Source organism: Yersinia sp. IP36721 (genome assembly GCF_003634395.1).
Classification (GTDB): domain Bacteria; phylum Pseudomonadota; class Gammaproteobacteria; order Enterobacterales; family Enterobacteriaceae; genus Yersinia; species Yersinia entomophaga.
Genome location: NZ_QCZL01000003.1, coordinates 100,883 through 120,708 on the forward strand (window position 1 = coordinate 100,883; position 19,826 = coordinate 120,708).

Here is a 19,826-nt window from a genome sequence, read left to right on the forward strand (position 1 = left end):
GGCCTCCTCGCTTGGGGAGGCCAGATTTACTCAGCGGTATCCTTGATAAATTTCAGCCACGCGCTTGAAGTATTCCGTCAAATAATCAATACATACCTGCACTTTCAGCGGCATTTTGTCTTTTTCGGTATACAAAGCGTAAACCGGTCGTGGTTCTGAATGGTAGCGGTTGAACAGCACTTCCACATCTCCCCGTTTAATTTCATCAATAACCCACATCAGCGGCGCATAGGCGATACCGGCTCCGGCTTTGAGCCAACGAATCATGGTTTGCGAATCATTGGTGACAAAACGTCCCTGCGGCGATATCTGGGTGGAAATTCCCTCCGGTGCGGTCAGTTCGAAGTTGCTATCAGGGCGAACGCTGTATTCCAGCCAGGAAAAATTCGCCATATCCGCGGGTTTCTCCGGCGTACCGTGTTGAGCCAGATAGCTTTTTGCGGCGCAAACCACCATCGGCATCGATCCCAGACGACGAGAGAATAGGCCTGAGTCCTGCAAAGCCCCAACGCGGATCACCACATCCAGCCCGTCGGAGATCAGATCCGGAGCCGGAATCCCGGTAACCAAATTGACCGATAGGCCAGGATAAGCTTTCAGCATATCTGCGGTCATGGTTGCCAGCACGTTTTGTGCCATGGTTGAGGAGCAGCCAATGCGTAATGTGCCGGTTGGCGTATTATTAAAAGCATAGAGCTGCTCATGCACTTCCTGCACTTCCTGTAGCATGCGGCGACAGCCCTGATAATAGATACGACCCGCTTCGGTCAGCCCAATGCTACGCGTGCTGCGGTTAAGCAGTTTGACCTGTAGCTCATTTTCCAGTTTGGATACGGTCTGGCTGATGGAAGAAACGCTGATGCCTAACTGCCGGGCGGCGGCGGTAAAGGAACCACACTCTACGACTTTGGCAAAAACCGACATCCGTTTTAATCGTTCCATTGTTCTCTCTGAATGAATTGTTAACTCTGGCTTAAAAGTGATTTAGATCACAGATTGTAGATCAGTTGATAATAAGCAGGCTAATATAAGGGGTCGGGAGAAATAACCTTCGGTGTTAATACGCACCGCCTCAGTTGTCCTCGCACCTTCCTCTGACAGATACCAGCAAGTTTAACACTTCAGGCACCTGATAGTTATTTCAGGTTAGTGCCGCGATCGGTCGAGCGAACGGTGACCTTTCACTCGACGGTATAAATCCAGCGGTAGGGTAAACCAACCGGTACCCAAAAAATAAGGATAAAAGAATGAGTTTGCTTCCGGTGATGGTTGTTTTCGGTCTGTCTTTTCCACCGATATTTCTCGAGTTGCTGATTTCTCTGGCGCTGTTTTTTCTGCTGCGTCGGGTTTTACAGCCGACGGGTATTTATGAATTTGTCTGGCACCCGGCTTTGTTTAATACGGCGCTGTTCTGTTGCCTTTTTTATTTAACGTCTCGTTTCTTTTCCTGAGGTTACCGTGAGTACATTTCTGATAAAAATAATCCGAATCGGTATCACCTTGGTTGTGGTACTGCTGGCCGTAATGGCCATTTTTAAAATCTGGGCGTTTTATACCGAATCCCCCTGGACTCGTGATGCCAAATTTACCGCCGACGTGGTCGCCATCGCGCCCGACGTCAGCGGTTTAATTACCGATGTGCCGGTGGTGGATAACCAATTGGTAGAAAAAGGTCAGGTATTGTTTGTTATCGATCGTCCCCGTTACGAGCAGGCATTGGCCAGTGCCGAAGCCGATGTGGCCTACTATCAAACATTAGCGGCGGAGAAACAGCGTGAGTCCAGCCGTCGTCTGCGTTTAGGGGTGCAGGCTTTGTCACAGGAAGAAATCGATCAGTCCACCAACGTGTTGCAAACCGTCAGACACCAACTGGCAAAAGCCATCGCGGTGCGCGATCTGGCAAAACTCGATTTGGAAAGAACCACGGTGCGTGCGCCAGCTCAGGGTTGGGTCACTAACTTGAATGTTCATGCTGGTGAATTTATTACCCGAGGCGCTACTGCGGTAGCGCTAGTGAAAAAAGACACGTTTTACGTACTGGCCTATCTGGAAGAAACCAAGCTGGAAGGTGTACGCAGAGGGGATCGCGTCGAAATCACCCCGTTGGGTAGTCATCGTATTATGCACGGCACCGTCGATAGCGTATCCGCAGGGGTGACTAACAGCAGCAGCAAGGCCGATAGTAAGGGGCTGGCGACGATCGATAATAATCTGGAATGGGTTCGTTTAGCTCAGCGTGTGCCGGTAAAAGTTCGTTTAGATGAGGAAGATCAACAGCATCCGTATCCTGCGGGCACCACTGCCACCGTAGTGATTACCGGGCCGAATGGTCGCGAGCCAAGCCATGCTTCGGGTTTGATTCAGCTAATGCATCGCCTGCGTGAGTTCGGCTAAGGGGAAGTATGTTCACTAGCCAAAGGTTTATCCGCTATCGCTTTGCGTTCAAACTGAGCTTTGCCATTATAGCGGCGCTGTTTCTGGGCTTCCATTTTCAGTTGGAAACTCCGCGTTGGTCGGTGATGACGGCGGCGATTGTTGCTGCTGGACCAGCCTTTGCTGCCGGTGGCGAACCTTTTTCCGGCGCTATTCGTCACCGCGGCTGGCTGCGGATTATTGGCACATTCATTGGCTGTATTGGTGGCCTGATCATTATCGTTCTGACCATAAGAGCACCGGTACTGACGCTAATACTGTGCTGTGTTTGGGCTGGTGTCTGTACCTGGATTTCCTCGCTGGTGAAAGTCGAGAATTCCTACGCTTTCGGTCTGGCTGGCTACACCGCATTGATCATCATTGTGACTACCGGAGAAACGCCGTTGCTAACGCCGCAGTTTGCGGTGGAACGCTGTAGCGAGATTGTGCTGGGGATCGTCTGTGCGGTGATCGCGGATCTGCTGTTTTCTCCGCGATCCATCAAACAGGATATCGATCGACTGATCGATAAACTGCTGGTGGATCAGTATCACCTGCTGCATTTGTGCATCCACTCTGCGGATAAAGAAGATATCGACCGTGCGTGGAATGATTTGGTGAAAAATACCAGTGCATTGAAAGGGATGCGTAGCTATCTGATGATGGAATCCTCACGCTGGCAGCGCTGCGATCGCCGCTTACAGGCGTTACACGGCCAATCCCTCGCTATGATTACTCAGGCCTGTGAAACCTATTTGATTTTGATTAATCATCCTGATTATCTAACCGATGAACTGAAAGCGCTACTGAGTACACCCGCAGATAACTGCGGCGATATTCATAAGCAAATGAAAGTGTTACGTCAGCATTTCGCGGGTAGTCACAGTAGTGCCGTGCCTTTGACCATCAGTAGCTGGGTTGGTGCCGCCACTCGCTATTTATTGCTGGCGAAGGGCATTCATACCAACAGCAGTATTAGCAGCGTTGAAGAAGAGCTGTTAACCACCGAGCCTGAAATAAAACACACCTCGGCGGAGGGCCATCACGCGATGATCAATGGCCTACGCACCGGTATTGCTACTGCGATCGGCGGCCTGTTCTGGTTGTGGACCGGCTGGACATCGGGGGCGGGCTGTATGGTCATGATAGCGGTTGTAACCTCTCTGGCGATGCGAACGCCCAATCCGCGCATGGTGGCGATGGACTTTCTCATCGGTATGTTAATGGCGTTGCCGATGGGAGCGCTGTACTTCATGTTTATTCTGCCTTCGACTCAGCAAAGTTTACTGCTGTTATGCATTAGCTTGGGGTTACTGGCATTTATTATCGGCGTGGAAGTGCAGAAACGGCGGCTGGGCTCCTTGGGCACGCTGGCGGGTACTATTAACATTTTGGTGCTCAGCAACCCCATGGAATTCAACGTTAGCCTGTTTCTGGATAGCGCCCTCGGCCAGATGGTCGGCTGTTTTGTTTCTCTGATCGTGCTGCTGCTGATTCGTGATAACGCTAAAGTGCGTACCGGTAGAACGTTGCTCAACCGTTTTGTGTACAGCGCGGTGGCGGCTCTGACCACTAACCAAGCCCGCCGCAGCGATAACCATTTGCCAGCGTTATATCAGCAGCTCAACCAATTGCTGATGATGTTCCCCGGTGATATCGCCAAGTACCGTTTGGCTCTGTTGCTGATTGTCGCTCATCAAAGGCTGAATAATACCGAGATTCCAGTCAACGCCGAGTTAAGCGCCTTCCATAAACAGATTCGCCATACCGCCGATCGGGTGATGACGTCGAAAAACGAGCAAAAGCGACGCCACTACTTTTTCCGTCTGCTACAGGAATTAAGTGATTACCAGCAAAAACTGGTTGAATATCATGCTCCTGTCTCTGTTACTCAAACGGTCAAACGTCTTGCAGATATGTTGCACAGATACCAGCACGCGCTCATTCAATAAGCTATTGGCGGCAGGGAGCCTGTTTTCCTGCCACCATCAAGGGCTATACTCAACTCACGCTCCCCCCTTCCTCGTTGCCTATTGTGGGCAGCCCTTTGCCGATCAGGAGGCCTAAAGATGTCCGCTTCAACACATCTGGATAATCCGTTACAGAAACATGAATTGTTTAAAACTGGCTACTATGTCGGTGGAAAATGGTATCAGGCCGCAGAAACCTTTGATGTATTGAACCCAGCCACGGGTGAATTGGTGGCTCAGGTGGCTAAAGCCGGTAAAAGTGAAACCGAGGCGGCGATCAAAGCAGCCCATGAGGCTTTCCCTGCCTGGCGTAAAACGCCGGCCAAACAGCGTGCCGAGATTCTACAGCGCTGGTATCAGCTTATCGTCGAAAACCGTCAGTATCTGGCCGAATTAATGGTCGCAGAGCAAGGTAAGCCCTTGAAAGAAGCTTTGGGTGAAGTAGATTATGCCGCCAGCTTCATTCAGTGGTTTAGTGAGCAGGCTAAACGTGCCAACGGTGAAATTATTCCTCCGGCAAAAACCGGCGCGCGTATCTTTGCCACTCGTGAACCGGTGGGCGTAGTCGCAGCGATTACGCCGTGGAACTTCCCGCTGGCGATGCTAACTCGCAAGCTGGGTCCTGCGTTAGCCGCGGGCTGTACCGGTTTGATTAAACCTGCCAATAACACTCCGCTTTCTGCTTTCGCACTGCTGGCTCTGGCAGAGAAAGCCGGTGTGCCGGCCGGCGTGTTAAATGGCGTTGCTGGCGACACTCACGCCATCAGCGATGTCATTATGGCCAGCCCGAAAGTGCGTAAAATTTCCTTTACCGGCTCCACCGAGGTTGGCAAAACCCTAATGCGCAACGCCGCAGAAACCATGAAGAAAATCTCGATGGAATTAGGGGGAAATGCGCCTTATATCGTCTTTGACGATGCCGATCTGGATGCGGCAGTTGCCGGAGCTATGGCTTGCAAATTCCGCAATGCTGGTCAGGTTTGCGTCTGCGTCAATCGCTTCTATATTCAGGATGGTATTTACGAACAGTTTGTCACCCGTTTGGCTGCCGAAGTGAAAAAACTTAAAGTCGGCAACGGGATGGATGAAGGGGTAAACCTGGGGCCGCTAATCAACTCTGCTGGCGTAAAAAAAGTTGAGGATCACGTCAAGGACGCATTGGCGAAAGGCGGGAGTCTGCTGGCGGGCGGTGAACGTCACGCATTGGGTGGCAACTTCTTCCAGCCTACTGTCATTGCCGAGGCTACCGAAGAGATGAAAGTAGCAAGTGAGGAAACTTTTGGCCCGCTGGCAGCCTGCTTCCGTTTCAAGACCGAAGAAGAAGTGATTGAGCGCGCGAATAACACACCTTTCGGTCTGGCGGCTTACTTCTATACTCAAAATTTGAAAAGAGTATTCCGCGTGTCCGAGACGCTGGAAAGCGGCATGATCGGCATTAACGATAGTTCGGTTTCTACTGAATTAGCGCCTTTTGGCGGTGTGAAAGAATCTGGTTTGGGTCGTGAAGGTTCGGTGCTGGGTTTGGATGAGTTTATGGAAGTGAAAACCTTACATTTAGGTAATTTATAGCCAATAAATCAACGGAAAAGCGCTGGCGCTCATCGGCGTCAGCTCTCTTTTTTAGCCGAGCAAATTGATTGGGAAAATCATGAACAAACGTCTGGTGGGAATTCTGGCGGCGGCGGTGGTATTAATTGTCGCGGTCATTCAGGGAAACGAGCGGGGAACAGCGCCGGCCTCTGTGCCGACGTCAACACCGGTGATAGCGCAGGCCGATAGTCAGGAGCAGACGCGTAGCCATCAGCAGAGTAATAAAGTCAGCCGAACTGACTCTATCGACCAACTGACCCAGCATGAAAAAGTGGTGAAATACCTAAAACAAAACAACCGGTTGCCGGATTTTTATATCACGAAAAAGCAGGCGCGTGAGCAAGGTTGGAATCCGAAAGACGGCAATTTATGCCAGGTATTACCGGGGAAAGCTATCGGTGGCGATCGTTTTTCAAACCGTGAAGGTTCGTTACCCAAGGCGAATAATCGGATATGGCGTGAAGCGGACGTCAACTATCAGTGTGGCCATCGGGGAACGGATCGGCTGCTCTATTCCAATGATGGCCTGATTTATCTGACTCAGGATCATTATAAGAATTTTGTTCGGGTGGAGTGAGAAGATGGTGAAAGTGACGTTTGATTTTGACCATATCGCGGATCTTCCCGCATTTTATCACGATTTTTCGCAGAAGTTTTCTTTGGGCGAAGATTTCGGCGCCAATCTGGATGCATTGTGGGATACGGTAACCGGAGCTATCAGTTTACCGGTGGAAATTGAGTTTATTCATCTCAATCACCGCCGGAAACGGCGTTTTGGCGCGATTATTCTACTGTTCGAAGAGGCGGAAGAAGAATTGTCTGGCAGTTTACGCTTTAATATTTGTTAGTCGGAACCGGGGTCTGTGGCAGACTCCCGGCTCCGTCCGATCATAGCTGCTTCTCGGAAAGTTCACGCAGGTACTGGAAGATTTGACGGAATGCTTTTGGCGGCTTGTTGGCTGCCTTTTCTTTCTGGGCATTACGGATCAAACTACGCAGTTGCTGGCGATCGGCATCGGGATACAGATCCAACACGGTAGGCACCGCGTCATCACCTTCCTCTACCAATCGGTCGCGCAGCACTTCCAGTTTATGGAACAGCGAAACCTGCTGATTATGGCGGTTTTTTAACTTATCCAGTGCGATCTGAATGGGTTCAACATCACGGGCGCGCAGCATTTTACCGATCAATTGGATCTGGCGGCGACGGCCTTCTTTTTTGATCTTCTGCGCCAGTTCAATGGCAGCCAGCAGATCTTCGTCCAGCGGGATTTTTTCCAGCGCGTTTTTGCCCAGCTCTACCAGCTCGGTGCCCAGATCTTTCAGCGCTTCGGCATCGCGTTTAATTTCACTTTTACTGACCCAGATAATCTCATCATCATCTTCATTTTTATCTTCTGGGACTTCGTCTAGCCAGTCTTCGGGCTGTTTGTTCATGGTGTCATTCCTTAAAAAGAGGCTAATCCTATCAGGTTGTTGGCTTTCTGCGAAATTGTACGCAGATCCTGTTAGACTCAAAGCCATGGCGCTCTACATTTTATCCGTGTAAATCGTCGTATTACTACGCCGTCACGGCACTTTCCTGAACGATTATCTCATTAATTATGGCAGATCGATGAAAGTAGTCACTCAAGTTGCAGAACAGCGTAAAACGCTGGAACAAGCTGTTGCACAAGCTTTGGAACTGGCTCGCGCCAGTTCGGATGCGGCCGAAGTCGCCGTTACTAAAACTACGGGTATTAGCGTCAGCACCCGCTTTGGCGAGGTGGAAAACGTGGAGTTCAACAGCGATGGTGCGCTGGGGATTACCGTTTATCACCAGCAGCGGAAAGGCAGCGCGTCCACCACTGATTTGAATCCAGACGCAGTGGCCCGCACCGTCCAGGCTGCGTTGGATATCGCTCGCTATACTTCGCCGGATCCTTATGCAGGCCCGGCAGATAAATCCTTGCTGGCGTTTGATGCGCCGGAGTTGGATCTGTTCCATCCCGCGGAGTTGGACGCCGATCGCGGCATTCAACTGGCAGCTAGAGCCGAGCAGGCGGCATTAAAGGCCGATAAGCGCATTACCAATACCGAAGGCGGTAGTTTTAACAGTCACTATGGCATCAAGGTTTTCGGAAACAGCCACGGTATGCTGAAAAGTTATTGCTCAAGTCGCCATTCGATATCCAGTAGCGTGATTGCAGAGTTTGACGGTGATATGGAGCGTGATTACGCTTACAGCATCAGCCGCCGGTTGGAAGATCTGGCCAGCCCAGAGTGGGTCGGCGCAGAGTGCGCTCGTCGCACCCTGTCTCGCCTGTCACCGCGTAAACTGCCAACTATGAAGGCTCCGGTGTTATTTGCTGCAGAAGTCGCTACCGGCCTGTTTGGGCATTTGGTTTCAGCCATTAGCGGCGGGAATATATATCGCAAATCTACCTTTTTGCTCGATCATCTCGGCAAACAGATTTTGCCTGAATGGCTGACCATCGAAGAGCATCCGCACCTGTTGGGCGGGTTGGCTTCTACGCCTTTTGATAGCGAAGGGGTACGTACCCAGCGTCGCGAAATTGTGAAAGACGGCGTTCTGCAAACCTACCTGCTTACCAGCTATTCGGCGCGTAAACTGGGTCTGAAAAGCACCGGTCATGCTGGCGGAATCCATAACTGGCGTATTGCTGGGCAAGGGCTGGATTTCGCCGGAATGCTTAAGAAGATGGGCAGAGGCCTGGTAGTAACGGAACTGATGGGTCAGGGCGTAAGCACCGTAACCGGTGATTATTCTCGCGGTGCCGCCGGTTTCTGGGTGGAGAACGGTGAAATTCAGTATCCGGTCAGTGAAATTACCATTGCAGGTAATCTTAAAGACATGCTGCGCAATATGGTTAGCGCAGGCAGTGATATTGAAACACGCAGTAATATTCAGTGCGGTTCAATATTACTTCCAGAAATGAAAATTGCTGGTGAATAATCCTTTGGATTTTTTCGTTAATCACGCTCGATTAGCGGGAATGGGTTCAAATATTGTGGCATAAAAATCTGTAGTAAAATGGTCGATGGCTAATGCCCTCGGCCATTTTTATGTCTCATTGCTGCTACCATTAAATTTTCAGTGTTTTACAAAAATTCTATTGCCTGTTTCCCTGCTAGCCACCTATGTTATGAGTGATACAAACTATTAACAATAATTATAAGGAGCGTGAGCATGAGTCAGAAAATAAAAGTGTTAGTGGCCGCCATACTGCTAAGCGCTAGCACTTTGGCAATGGCAAATGATATTGCGGAAGATATGGATACCATTGCGAGCAATTACAGTGCGGTTCTGAAAACCGATTCGCTGGAAAGCTTCAAACAAGGCCTACAGGGGATGCGCAGCGCGGCGTTGGATGCGCAGAAAGGCATTCCGCCTAAATTAAAGGGCAAGGCGCCAGATAGCGCAGAAGTACAAGATTATCGTCATGGATTAACCATACTGATCGGTCAAATCGATCAATCTCTGGCTTTAGCCGATCAAGGCAAGCTGGAAGAGGCGCGAAAGGTGGCGCAGGAATTCAAAGACACCCGCAACACTTACCATAAAAAATACCGTTAAGATGCTATAGCTTGAAAGAATGAGTCAGGCTAAATAATGAGTGCGCTTAAGGAATAAAGAGTATTGAGAAGTAAATGGATTTAACACTTGATGCATAAAAGGGTGAGAGATCGACGATCTACCACCCTTCATCGCTAAAACGCGAAGGTATTAACGGTGATATTCACCGGCGGCTTCTGGTTGATACAGCAGTTCTAATACCTTAATGCGGGCTTCATCCCCACCCGGCAGTTTCCAGTTAATCTCATTATCAACATGTAATCCCAGTAATGCGGCGCCGAGCGGAGCCATAACCGAGATTTGTTCGTTACTATCTTTCAGCGATGCGGGGTAGACCAGCGTGCGAATATGCTCTTCCTGATTATTCAAATCACGAAAACGAACCCGGCTATTCATGGTGACTACGTCAGCAGGTATTTCTGACGGAGGCAGAATGTCAGCGCGATCCAGCTCTTCATTCAGTGCATCGGCAATCGCTGTGTCAGCAAAAGCAGGTTGTGCCAACAACGCATCCAAACGTTCGGCGTCCAGCTCGTTAATCGTGATGGTTGGCTTGGTCATACCACTCTCCAATTCAAGTACAGAAAACATAAAAACAACACCCCCGCGCCATAGGAGAGGGGGTGTTAGAAAATATCAGATTATTAGTCTGATACTAGGCGCTTCTGGCGAGAAAAGAAAGAGATCCGGATCACGAAGCTTTTCTTGCTTTATCTTTTGATAAAAGGTGATCTTGATCTCGTTATTTTCCATAATTGCCATTTTTTATGCTGAAATAAAATAAGGATATTTATTCTCTTACCCTGTTTTCCCTATTTCATCTTCTTATAAAATAGCTGAATCATCGCAAGTTCTAAGATTTTGCATGATATTTGCCTGTTATTTCTTCGGCGTTTTTTTCTGTTTTATCGTTTATAAACATTTATGGATAGCGCTAGCTTTAAAAAAGTGAAAATTCACTGGGAAGGCCCAGTACCGCGGATTTTGCGAATTGGATCAATATTGCTCACTTTATTTCCACTTCGAACTGGAAAAAAACAGGCTACATACTTTTTACGCTTAGGGGTAGGGTAAGGCTATAGCGTAAAGGAAAGGAATAAGATTTAACGCCATGAACTTTTCTTTGCAGTCAGAAAATAAATCAGCACAGTACAGAGGAACGCTAGCGTGAATGATGGAGCCGTATCTGTAAATACTGAGAATAAACTCGATGTCGATGATGGCATTGAGAAAACTCAATGGTTATTGGCGGATATAATGGCCATGCTGAATGCCGAGAATATTTATACCAATGATGTTCAGCAGCAGATGTTGACCTCACATATTCGGGCTATGGTGCTGCGCTCTATTACTGGTGAACCACTGCCGGAAGTGGATAAGTCATTATTTGACGAAATATCAGCAGATTCAATGAGAATGGCTCAGCAAGTAGTCGATTCATTGGGGAATTTGCCCATTGAGGAAGCCTATTTATTGTCCGTGCATTTTGAAGTAGCCAAAGATAATAATTCATAAATTCAGCCTTGGAGAAAAAATTATGAGTCAAATTACCGTTGTGATTGGCGACCGTTTGGGTAAAGGTCAGAAAGTCGGTCAGGGTATTGAGTTGGCCGGGGCAAAATCTATTGTGATTCCTGGCGTTGCCGCAGATATGAAATTGGGCGATGTGATGAATAAAGAACAGGCTGCCCTCGGTATTTCATTTTGCGGCAGCGGTGGCGCAGGCGCTATTACGGCACAAACTAAATATGGCTATAAAGCGAAATACGGAATGCGCTCTATTGAAGAGGGCGTAACGGCAATAAATGAAGGTTGTAAAGTATTAGGTTTTGGTTTTATGGATAAAGAAGAACTCGGTCAGAAACTGGTTGAAGCTTATATTAAGAAACATGGCAATCCGTAATGAAAGAACAATATACCACCCAGGTTAAGGTCAAAGGGAAAGGGGATACTAAAGCTAAGGCTTTCGCCAGCGCATTAGGTCATGTCCAGAATACGGTATTGAAGTCGACACAAAATATCTTATTACGCATTGAACCCCAGGACGTGAAGGTATTAAGCGCGGAAGAGTCGGTAAAAAAAGAGAAATTTCTGTTCTTCTTTCTTCCCCGCGAAAAGAGGACTTATACCGTAGCCTTAGATATTACCGTGAGCGTAACAATCATTAATACAGATAAGGTTGTTTTCGTCTCTAAATAAAAACGTTGGCTATAAATGAAAGGATATACTGATGTTTTTAATCATTCTTTTTAAGTCGATTATCATCGGCGGACTGGTTGGTGTCGGCGTCGGTGCCGGTGCAGCGCGAATGTTTCATGCGCCTACGGTTCAGGGCATGGGCGCATTTCGTACCTTGGGTGAACTGAACTCTTGTGAAGGCGATCCAGCCTCGCATTTCTCCTTTGGTTTGGGCTTCTTCTTTAACGCATGGGCGTCTTCCGTTGCGGCGGGTGCGTTTACGCAAGATGTTGACCATCGCATTATTCCTAACTGGGGTGCAGCAGCATTGATGATTAAAAATCGCAATGTGGCCGAGACCATGCATAACCCGAAAAAAATGGCGATTGCCTGCGGCATTATTGGCGTTATCGTTGTTAGCTTCTTAAATACCACCGCTTCGGCTGTACCGGAAGCATTGCAGGTTACCGCAATTAAAGTATTGGTACCGGCGGCTAATATTCTGGTGAATACCGTGATGCCGGTTATTTTCTGGCTGGCGGCTATTGATGCCGGTCGTCGTTCCGGTTTCTGGGCCACTATTTTTGGCGGTCTGGCTCAGTTAATTATGGGGAACGCTGTTCCAGGTCTGGTTCTGGGTATTTTAATCGGTAAAGGCGTAGAAGAAAGCGGTTGGAATAAAGTCACAAAAATCATGATGGCAGTTATTGTCTTACTGTTTGTTTTGAGCGGTTTCTTCCGTGGCTTTGACATGAAATTCCTGGAGTCATTCAGTCTGGGCGTTCCAGTCTGGCTCGACAGCATTCATAACGCATTAAGCGGTAAATAACATTTCTACAGGAGCTTGATGATGGATGAACAAACCAAAGACGGTTTTTGGTATGCCGACTGGTCATTCCCGATATTTGTTGGCGTATTATATTCCGGCGTTTTTGCTGGTACCCATATGTATTATCTCTATGGGATTGGCGCATTTAACGAAGTGGCTTTCGTTTCCATGTTGCGAGCAGGTATGGATACCGGCGTTTATGGTGCAGTAGCAGCATTCGGTGCCAGCTTCTTATTCGCACGCATTATCGAAGGCTCGCTGGTAGGTATTCTGGATATTGGTGGGGCGATTCAAACCGGAGTAGGTTTGGGGGTTCCTGCATTATTATTGGGCGCTGGATTTGTTTTCCCCGTAGCCAATTTTGCAGCTTCACTGGTCACTGGGTTAGTTATTGGCATTGCTATCGGTTATCTTATTATTCTGGCTAGAAAATTCACCATTAATCAGAGTGATTCAACTTACGGCGCGGATGTCATGATGGGCGCAGGTAATTCATCCGGACGTTTTCTTGGACCCTTGATTATTCTTTCTGCAATGGCAGCTTCTATTCCTATCGGTATTGGTTCTTTGGCTGGCGCATTATTGTTCTATTTATGGAGCAAGCCAATTACCGGTGGTGCGATTTTAGGCGCGATGATTTTAGGTTCTCTATTCCCGGTCGCTATTTCTTGATATTACGGGGCGAAATTAAATGATCAATTTTGCCCCATCATCATTTAGCCACTCACATCTTGTTACCCGGATATTTAACGGAGAATAAAGATAATGCATGACTTTATTATCAAACGGGCAAGGTTGGTTGAAGGGCATCAGGTCGATATCGTTATTGATGACGGCAAGATTACTTCAGTTTCACTCTGTAATGAAAATCCTATCGACTTTCTTTCTGCCAAGGCAACCATAGATTTGGCGGGGCAGTACTTTGTCAGCGCAGGCTGGATTGATTCACACGTTCATTGCTACCCAGCTTCGCCAATTTATCATGATGATGCGGATTTAATTGGCGTGGCCAGCGGCGTGACTACGGTTATTGACGCGGGGAGTACCGGTGCCAATGACGTGGATGATTTTTATACCTTGACGCGAGCGGCGAAAACACAGGTTTACGCGTTTTTAAATATCGCTAAAACCGGCATTGTGACGCAAAACGAATTAGCCGATATGGAGCAGATCGATAAATCCAGCGTAAGCGAGGCAATCGCTCGCAATCCCGGCTTTATTATTGGGATTAAGGCTCGGATGAGCAGTAGCGTCGTGGGGAAAAACGGCATTAAGCCTTTGGTTCGAGCCAAAGAAATCCAGCAAGAAAATAACCAATTACCTTTGATGGTACATATTGGCAATAATCCGCCGGATCTAGATGAAATTGCCGATTTGCTGACCCAAGGGGACATTATTACCCACTGCTATAACGGTAAACCCAACCGTATTTTGACCCCGTCCGGTACGCTGCGGGAGTCTATTCAACGCGCATTAAAACGTGGTGTGTTATTGGATGTCGGTCACGGCAGCGCCAGTTTTAGTTTCGATGTTGCTGAGCAGGCGATTAAACAGGGAATTTACCCTCACACCATCAGTTCTGATATTTACTGCCGCAACCGTATTACCGGGCCGGTGCACAGCTTGGCAAAGGTGATGTCTAAATTCTTTACCATTGGTCTTAACCTCGAACAAGTTATTCGCTGCGTAACAGAAAATGCCGCGCAGGCATTACGTTTGACCGGTAAAGGGGTATTAGCCGCAGGCTTTGATGCCGATTTAACTATATTCGAAGTGAAACAACGGCCTCAAGTATTTGTCGATTCAGAAGGTAAATCCGTAACCGGAGAGAAATATTTGCTGCCATTGGCTGCGGTTGTCGCCGGTGACTTGGTGTTAACTGACGAAGGGAAATCTCACGATGTCTTCGATCTATGAAAAGTACCAGCTAAAAAGCGTGATTAATGCATCCGGTCGGATGACGATTTTGGGCGTTTCTACGCCGCGGCAGGACGTGGTCGAAGCCGTTGCATTCGGGCTAAATCACTTCTTCGAAGTTAAAGATCTGGTGAATAAAACCGGTGCTTATATTGCAGAGCGACTGAATGTGGAAAGTGCGGTGGTCGTTTCCTGCGCTTCGGCAGGAATTGCGCAGTCAGTTGCTGCCGTTATCGTGAAAGATAACGCCAATTTATTGGTTAATCTGCAAGCTGCGGTGTTGCAAGTCCCCCATGAGATCGTGTTGCCAAAAGGGCACAACGTTAATTTCGGCGCCCCGGTGGATACGATGGTGACCCTCGGTGGCGGTAAAGTGGTGGAAGCGGGCTATGCCAATGAATGCTCTGCCGATCAGCTTGAAGCGGCGATCACGCCGAATACTGCGGCGATTTTGTATATAAAATCCCACCATTGCGTACAAAAAAGCATTTTGTCAGTTGAACAGGCAGTTGTGGTCGCGCGTAAGCACCAACTGCCACTGATTGTAGACGCGGCCGCCGAAGAAGATCTGGCCTGCTACTATCAGATGGGCGCTGATTTAGTGATTTATAGTGGCGCGAAGGCAATTGAAGGGCCAACGAGCGGGTTAGTCTTGGGCAAAAAGACCTACGTAGATTGGGTTAAGCTACAGTCGAATGGTATTGGTCGGGCGATGAAAGTGGGTAAGGAAAGCATTATTGGCCTGACTCAGGCTATCGAGAGCTATATTCAACAGGAACAGACCACCGGCCAGCAAATGGTTGAAAAAATGACGCCATTTATCAGTCAGTTGAATGCTTTGCCAGGTATCTCCGCCAAAGTGGTATGGGATAGTGCCGGTCGGGATATTGCCCGAACCGAAATCAGCTTCGACGAAGTCAAAATTGGGCGTTCAACGCCAGAGTTGGTCGCAGCTTTGATGGACGGCGATCCGGCGATTTATTTCCGCGCGTACAAAGCAAATGAAGGCAAGATTGAGGTGGACGTGCGCAGTGTCACGTCAGCACAGCTTGAGGTCATTTCTACCTGCATTCAACGCTTGGTTCAGGGAGATTAATCGATGAAATTGACCCCTAATTATTACCGAAATCGAGTTTGCCTCAATGTGCTAGCGGGTTCCAAATCCAACGCGCAGGCTATTTGGCAGGCGGCTGAAGGTCATGTTTTGGTTGGTGTTTTATCTAAAAACTATCCGGACGTTGAAAGTGCGGTCAGCGATATGCGCGAATATGCTGAACGGATAGACAATGCGCTGTCAGTAGGGCTTGGCGCAGGGGACCCAAATCAATCCGCTATGGTGAGTTTAATTGCTCAACAGGTGCAGCCACAGCATGTTAATCAGGTATTTACCGGCGTAGGCCCAAGCCGGGCGCTGCTTGGTCAGTGGGAAACCATAGTGAATGGATTGATTTCACCGACTGGAAAAGTGGGATACGTGAAGATATCCACTGGCCCACTGAGCGCCGCTGCGCCGGATGGGATTGTTCCGGTAGAAACCGCCATTGCCATGTTGAAAGATATGGGCGGCAGCTCGATTAAGTTTTTCCCGATGGGTGGGTTAAAACACATTGAGGAATACCGCTGTGTGGCCGAGGCCTGCGCCAAACATGATTTTTGGCTGGAGCCGACGGGCGGCATCGATCTGGAGAATTTTGAGACAATTTTACAGATCGCTCTCGATGCCGGAGTCAGCAAAATTATTCCTCATATCTATAGTTCAATTATCGATAGCGAAACGGGTGATACACGCCCGCAGGACGTTATCACGTTGCTGAACATAGTAAAAAGAATCGTGGCATAAGCTTTCAGAAGGGGCATCGCTGAGATGCCTCATTCTTTATCGGGTGTGGTGTAGGCTGTTTTTACCTGTAAATCTGGATGTTAGGTTAGCTAGACCCATACCCTGGTCGCGTCATAGTGATAAGGGAAAAATATGCGTAACAGGCCATTCCTCTCTGAAACATACCCTGCGTCTAATGTCATTCCGCCGCGTTTACTTGCGGTTGGCCTTTCTTTGGCTCTATTGGCAGGATTTCATCCATCTTCTTATGGGGCAGAAAAATCTAGCGGAGCGGAAAATTTGAAGCAATTTGCGTATGTCGGCACCTATAACCCGAACGGTCAAGGCGTTTATCGACTACAGCTCGATCCTGCATCCGGTGAATTAAAGAATAAAACGCTGGTTAGTGAACTGGCGAATCCGGCTCAGTTAGTGGCGGACGCTCAGGGGAAGACGCTGTATGTCGCCAGTGAGGTATCGGATTACAACGGCGGTAAACACGGTTCAATTGCAGCCTACCGTGTCGATCCGCAAGACGGCGGCTTAACTCTGTTAAATCAGGTTGATGCGCAAGGTGCGGGGCCGGTTTATTTGTCTCTGACGCCTTCGGGGAGCCATTTATTTGTGGCGAACTATGTCAGTGGTTCTGTGGCGGTTTTTCCTTTGGCTACGGATGGAAAAATAGAGGCGGCCAGCTCTGTTCATCAAGATGAAGGCCCAGCGGGAGCGGCTAAACCGGCTGCTGCGGTTGAAGGTAGTTTTGCCGCCAGCGATCATAACGGCCCTCATGCTCATATGATCGCCTGCGATCCCAGCGGGAAGTTTGTTTTTTCCACCGATCTGGGTCTGGATCGGATCTATCAATGGCATTTTGATCCAACAACGGGTGCATTAACACCCAATGAACCGCCCTATATCAGTGCATCTTCTGCGGGCGCTGGCCCACGTCATTTTGTTTTCCATCCGAATGGAAAAGTACTATTTCTGATTAATGAAGAGGCCTCTACGCTGACCAGTTACCGTCTGGACACTCAGAAAGGGACTTTGGAACAAGTAGTTAGTGTGTCATCGCTACCAAAAGCGTTTCGTGGAACCAATTTTGCAGCGGGTTTAACACTGTCAAAAGATGGGCGTTTCCTCTACGTGGCAAACCGTTTGCATAACAGCATTGGGCAGTTTGCAGTAAATGGCGAGGGGGATCTCAAAGCCATTGAGGAGGTATGGACGCGTGGTGATTACCCGCGTACGTTGGTTTTAGATCCCGGTGGTCACTACCTGTACGCAATGAATCAACGTAGCGATAACATAACCCGGTTCAAGGTGGATCAAAGCAGCGGAAAATTGAGCTTTATTCCTGGTTACATTCCGGTAGGTAGTCCATCGCAAATGATTTTTACGCCATTGGCAAAAGAGTAGCACTGGCAGGCTGTTCCTCCCGATAGGAGCAGCCTGTATTCGGCAGAAATGCCCTACATCAGCGGAGAGGCGCAGTGAGATTTCCTTATCAACGTTTGGCTTATATGTTCGATGCGCTGCAATCTGAAACTCTGCCGCAGGATGAACTGGCAAAGCGCTTTGCCGTTTCGACCCGAACGGTACGAGCTGATATTACTGCGCTGAACGATATTCTTGAGCACTATGGTGCGCGTTTTATTCATAATCGGGGATTTGGTTATCGATTAATGATCGATGATGCCGAACGTTTTCAGGTATTGCAGCAGCAAACGCCTAAGACGAACCTGACGCCGCGTACCGCCGCCGAGCGGGTTCAGTATTTGCTCATTCGCTTTCTGACCTCAGCCTTTGCACTGAAGCTGGAGGATTTGGCTGATGAATGGTTTGTAAGCCGTGGTACGCTGCAAAGCGATATGGCTGAGGTGAGAGAGCGTCTGGGAAGTTACCATCTGACCATAGAGGCTAAGCCTCGCTATGGTATGAAGCTGTTTGGCACCGAGCTAGCCATTCGTTCCTGCCTGACCGATTTACTGTTTCAGCTGCATGTTCAGGACAGCGACAACCCACTGTTAAAAAATGTTTTTCTTAGCAATGCGGCGATGCCGGCGCTGACCGATTTATTGCACCAATTATTGTCTCAATACGCCGTGCGATTGTCTGATGAAGGTGAGCAGTACCTGATTTTTTACTGTGCGGTGGCGGTAAAACGTATCGCTGAAGGCTATCCGCTATCTGATTTTGATGCTGAAGATGTAGATGAAGCGGTAAAACTGGCTTCCGGACGTTTGGCCAATGAGTTACAGCTATTGGCTGGCAAAGAGATTTCAGCGGCAGAAGAGGCTTATCTTCGGGTGAATATTGCCGCACGGCGGATGGAAATCAGCGAGCCTAGTACCAGCCAGCCCAGCGAAATAAACGCGGACGATGAAGAAACGCTGGTGGATTACATCCTTTCGTATATTAACTCTCACTATAACTATAATTTGCAGGATGATAAGCAATTACGCATCGATTTGCTGACCCATATCAAGACGATGATTACGCGGGTTAAGTATCAGATCACTATCCCTAATCCACTGTTATCTAATATCAAACAGCATTACCCAATGGCCTATGATGTAACGCTGGCTGCGGTTTCCAGTTGGGGGAAGTATTCCCCTTACAGCCTGAGTGAAAATGAAATTGGCTATTTAGTACTGCATATCGGGGTAGGGTTAGAGCGGCATTATAATATTGGTTATGAGCGTCATCCGCAGGTCATGCTGGTGTGTGATACTGGAAATTCGACGATTCGTATGATTCAGGCGCAAATTTCCCGCAAGTATCCTCAAATCGTGGTAACCAGGACGGTATCTCTACGGGAATATGAAAATATAGCGACTATTGCCGAAGATTTTATTATCTCCAATGCGCGTTTAACGGAAAAAAATAGGCCGGTAGTGGTGATGTCGCCTTTTCCAACGGAATATCAGCTGGAGCAATTAGGAAAACTGGTTTTAGTCGATCGCACCCGGCCTTATATGTTGGAAAAGTTCTTTGATGAAAACCATTTTGTGCGGGTTAATGAACCGCTGACTCAGGCGCAGTTGTTCAGCAAAGTTTGCCAGCAACTAGAGCTTGAAGGTTTCGTCGATGCGGATTTTTACCCTTCGGTAGTCGAGCGGGAAGCTATCGTTTCCACCATGCTGGGGGAAGGAATCGCTTTATCTCACTCCCTTGGCCTGTTGGCTAAAAAGACCGTGGTGGTAACGCTTTTGGCTCCGCAAGGAATTGCGTGGGGGGAAGGGGAAACGGCCTACGTTATTTTCCTGCTGGCAATCAGTAAAAGTGATTATGAAGAAGCGATGGCTATCTACGATCTGTTTGTTACCTTTGTCCGTGAACGCTCAATGAGCCGTCTGCTCAGTAGCCAGAACTTTGAAAGTTTTAAAGGCATTGCGATCGATTGTTTAGGGCGCATCTAATCCCGAAAATAAGAGAGCGTAGCCATTTTTTAATACCCCATATCATGTTGCCAGAATAAAAGCAGGAGGATATTCAACCTCCTGCTATCTGTTTGGGATACTGGCTATCTGACCG

21 protein-coding genes are annotated in these 19,826 nt (G+C 48.4%); 18 read left to right on the forward strand and 3 right to left on the reverse strand.

The window, feature by feature from the left end:
• Positions 1 to 30: 30 nt before the first annotated feature.
• On the reverse strand, positions 31 to 942 hold the full coding sequence (gene aaeR, locus DBA33_RS04165; protein ID WP_049597964.1) for an HTH-type transcriptional activator AaeR: 912 nt from the start codon (positions 940 to 942) through the stop codon (positions 31 to 33).
• 305 nt (positions 943 to 1,247) lie between these two features.
• Between aaeR and aaeX the strand changes: the two genes are divergently transcribed.
• The 6 genes from aaeX to DBA33_RS04195 all read left to right on the forward strand — a co-directional run bounded on the left by aaeX (position 1,248) and on the right by DBA33_RS04195 (position 6,820).
• A complete protein-coding gene (gene aaeX, locus DBA33_RS04170; protein ID WP_064515417.1) occupies positions 1,248 to 1,451 on the forward strand; it encodes a p-hydroxybenzoic acid efflux pump operon protein AaeX in 204 nt (67 codons plus the stop codon).
• A gap of 7 nt (positions 1,452 to 1,458) precedes the next feature.
• Positions 1,459 to 2,394, forward strand: a complete 936-nt coding sequence (aaeA, locus tag DBA33_RS04175) for a p-hydroxybenzoic acid efflux pump subunit AaeA (protein ID WP_064515415.1) — start codon at positions 1,459 to 1,461, stop codon at positions 2,392 to 2,394.
• An 8-nt stretch (positions 2,395 to 2,402) separates the two neighbouring features.
• A complete protein-coding gene (gene aaeB / locus DBA33_RS04180; protein ID WP_064515413.1) occupies positions 2,403 to 4,364 on the forward strand; it encodes a p-hydroxybenzoic acid efflux pump subunit AaeB in 1,962 nt (653 codons plus the stop codon).
• A gap of 117 nt (positions 4,365 to 4,481) precedes the next feature.
• Positions 4,482 to 5,951: an NAD-dependent succinate-semialdehyde dehydrogenase gene (locus DBA33_RS04185; RefSeq protein WP_120805648.1), complete on the forward strand. Its 1,470-nt coding sequence runs from the start codon at positions 4,482 to 4,484 to the stop codon at positions 5,949 to 5,951.
• A 79-nt stretch (positions 5,952 to 6,030) separates the two neighbouring features.
• A complete protein-coding gene (locus tag DBA33_RS04190) occupies positions 6,031 to 6,549 on the forward strand; it encodes a ribonuclease (protein ID WP_064515409.1) in 519 nt (172 codons plus the stop codon).
• Between the two features lie 4 nt (positions 6,550 to 6,553).
• Positions 6,554 to 6,820, forward strand: coding sequence for a barstar family protein (locus DBA33_RS04195; RefSeq protein ID WP_064515407.1), 267 nt, complete (start codon positions 6,554 to 6,556; stop codon positions 6,818 to 6,820).
• Positions 6,821 to 6,860: 40 nt separating this feature from the next.
• On the opposite strand, the gene yjgA is transcribed toward DBA33_RS04195, so the two are convergent.
• Entirely contained in the window at positions 6,861 to 7,409 is a 549-nt protein-coding gene (gene yjgA, locus DBA33_RS04200; protein ID WP_064515405.1) for a ribosome biogenesis factor YjgA, read from the reverse strand.
• A 178-nt stretch (positions 7,410 to 7,587) separates the two neighbouring features.
• Between yjgA and pmbA the strand changes: the two genes are divergently transcribed.
• Complete coding sequence (gene pmbA, locus DBA33_RS04205; protein WP_064515403.1) at positions 7,588 to 8,928, forward strand: metalloprotease PmbA; 1,341 nt, start codon at positions 7,588 to 7,590, stop codon at positions 8,926 to 8,928.
• 234 nt (positions 8,929 to 9,162) lie between these two features.
• Entirely contained in the window at positions 9,163 to 9,549 is a 387-nt protein-coding gene (gene cybC, locus DBA33_RS04210; RefSeq protein ID WP_064515402.1) for a cytochrome b562, read from the forward strand.
• 150 nt (positions 9,550 to 9,699) lie between these two features.
• Here cybC and rnk read toward each other — a convergent pair whose 3' ends face one another.
• Positions 9,700 to 10,110, reverse strand: coding sequence for a nucleoside diphosphate kinase regulator (gene rnk, locus DBA33_RS04215; protein WP_064515400.1), 411 nt, complete (start codon positions 10,108 to 10,110; stop codon positions 9,700 to 9,702).
• Between the two features lie 606 nt (positions 10,111 to 10,716).
• On the opposite strand from rnk, the gene DBA33_RS04220 reads away from it, so the two are divergent.
• The 10 genes from DBA33_RS04220 to DBA33_RS04265 all read left to right on the forward strand — a co-directional run bounded on the left by DBA33_RS04220 (position 10,717) and on the right by DBA33_RS04265 (position 19,711).
• Positions 10,717 to 11,064, forward strand: coding sequence for a PRD domain-containing protein (locus DBA33_RS04220; protein WP_064515398.1), 348 nt, complete (start codon positions 10,717 to 10,719; stop codon positions 11,062 to 11,064).
• 22 nt (positions 11,065 to 11,086) lie between these two features.
• Entirely contained in the window at positions 11,087 to 11,452 is a 366-nt protein-coding gene (locus DBA33_RS04225) for a glycine-rich SFCGS family protein (protein ID WP_120805650.1), read from the forward strand.
• A complete protein-coding gene (locus DBA33_RS04230) occupies positions 11,452 to 11,748 on the forward strand; it encodes a DUF4312 family protein (RefSeq protein ID WP_064515394.1) in 297 nt (98 codons plus the stop codon). Before DBA33_RS04225 ends, DBA33_RS04230 begins: the two co-directional genes overlap by 1 nt.
• Before the next feature lie 31 nt (positions 11,749 to 11,779).
• Positions 11,780 to 12,556, forward strand: a complete 777-nt coding sequence (locus DBA33_RS04235) for a DUF4311 domain-containing protein (protein WP_049597934.1) — start codon at positions 11,780 to 11,782, stop codon at positions 12,554 to 12,556.
• A gap of 21 nt (positions 12,557 to 12,577) precedes the next feature.
• Positions 12,578 to 13,228 (forward strand): DUF4310 family protein, encoded by a 651-nt coding sequence (locus DBA33_RS04240; RefSeq protein ID WP_162975162.1) that lies wholly within the window; start codon positions 12,578 to 12,580, stop codon positions 13,226 to 13,228.
• Positions 13,229 to 13,321: 93 nt separating this feature from the next.
• Positions 13,322 to 14,473, forward strand: coding sequence for an amidohydrolase/deacetylase family metallohydrolase (locus DBA33_RS04245; RefSeq protein ID WP_120805655.1), 1,152 nt, complete (start codon positions 13,322 to 13,324; stop codon positions 14,471 to 14,473).
• A complete protein-coding gene (locus DBA33_RS04250) occupies positions 14,457 to 15,569 on the forward strand; it encodes a DgaE family pyridoxal phosphate-dependent ammonia lyase (protein ID WP_120805657.1) in 1,113 nt (370 codons plus the stop codon). Before DBA33_RS04245 ends, DBA33_RS04250 begins: the two co-directional genes overlap by 17 nt.
• A 3-nt stretch (positions 15,570 to 15,572) precedes the next feature.
• Positions 15,573 to 16,313 carry a KDGP aldolase family protein gene (locus DBA33_RS04255; RefSeq protein WP_064515387.1) on the forward strand — a complete coding sequence of 247 codons (741 nt, stop codon included), beginning with the start codon at positions 15,573 to 15,575 and terminating at the stop codon, positions 16,311 to 16,313.
• Between the two features lie 132 nt (positions 16,314 to 16,445).
• A complete protein-coding gene (locus tag DBA33_RS04260) occupies positions 16,446 to 17,708 on the forward strand; it encodes a lactonase family protein (RefSeq protein WP_120805659.1) in 1,263 nt (420 codons plus the stop codon).
• A gap of 74 nt (positions 17,709 to 17,782) precedes the next feature.
• Positions 17,783 to 19,711, forward strand: coding sequence for a PRD domain-containing protein (locus tag DBA33_RS04265; protein ID WP_120805661.1), 1,929 nt, complete (start codon positions 17,783 to 17,785; stop codon positions 19,709 to 19,711).
• The last annotated feature ends 115 nt before the right edge of the window (positions 19,712 to 19,826 follow it).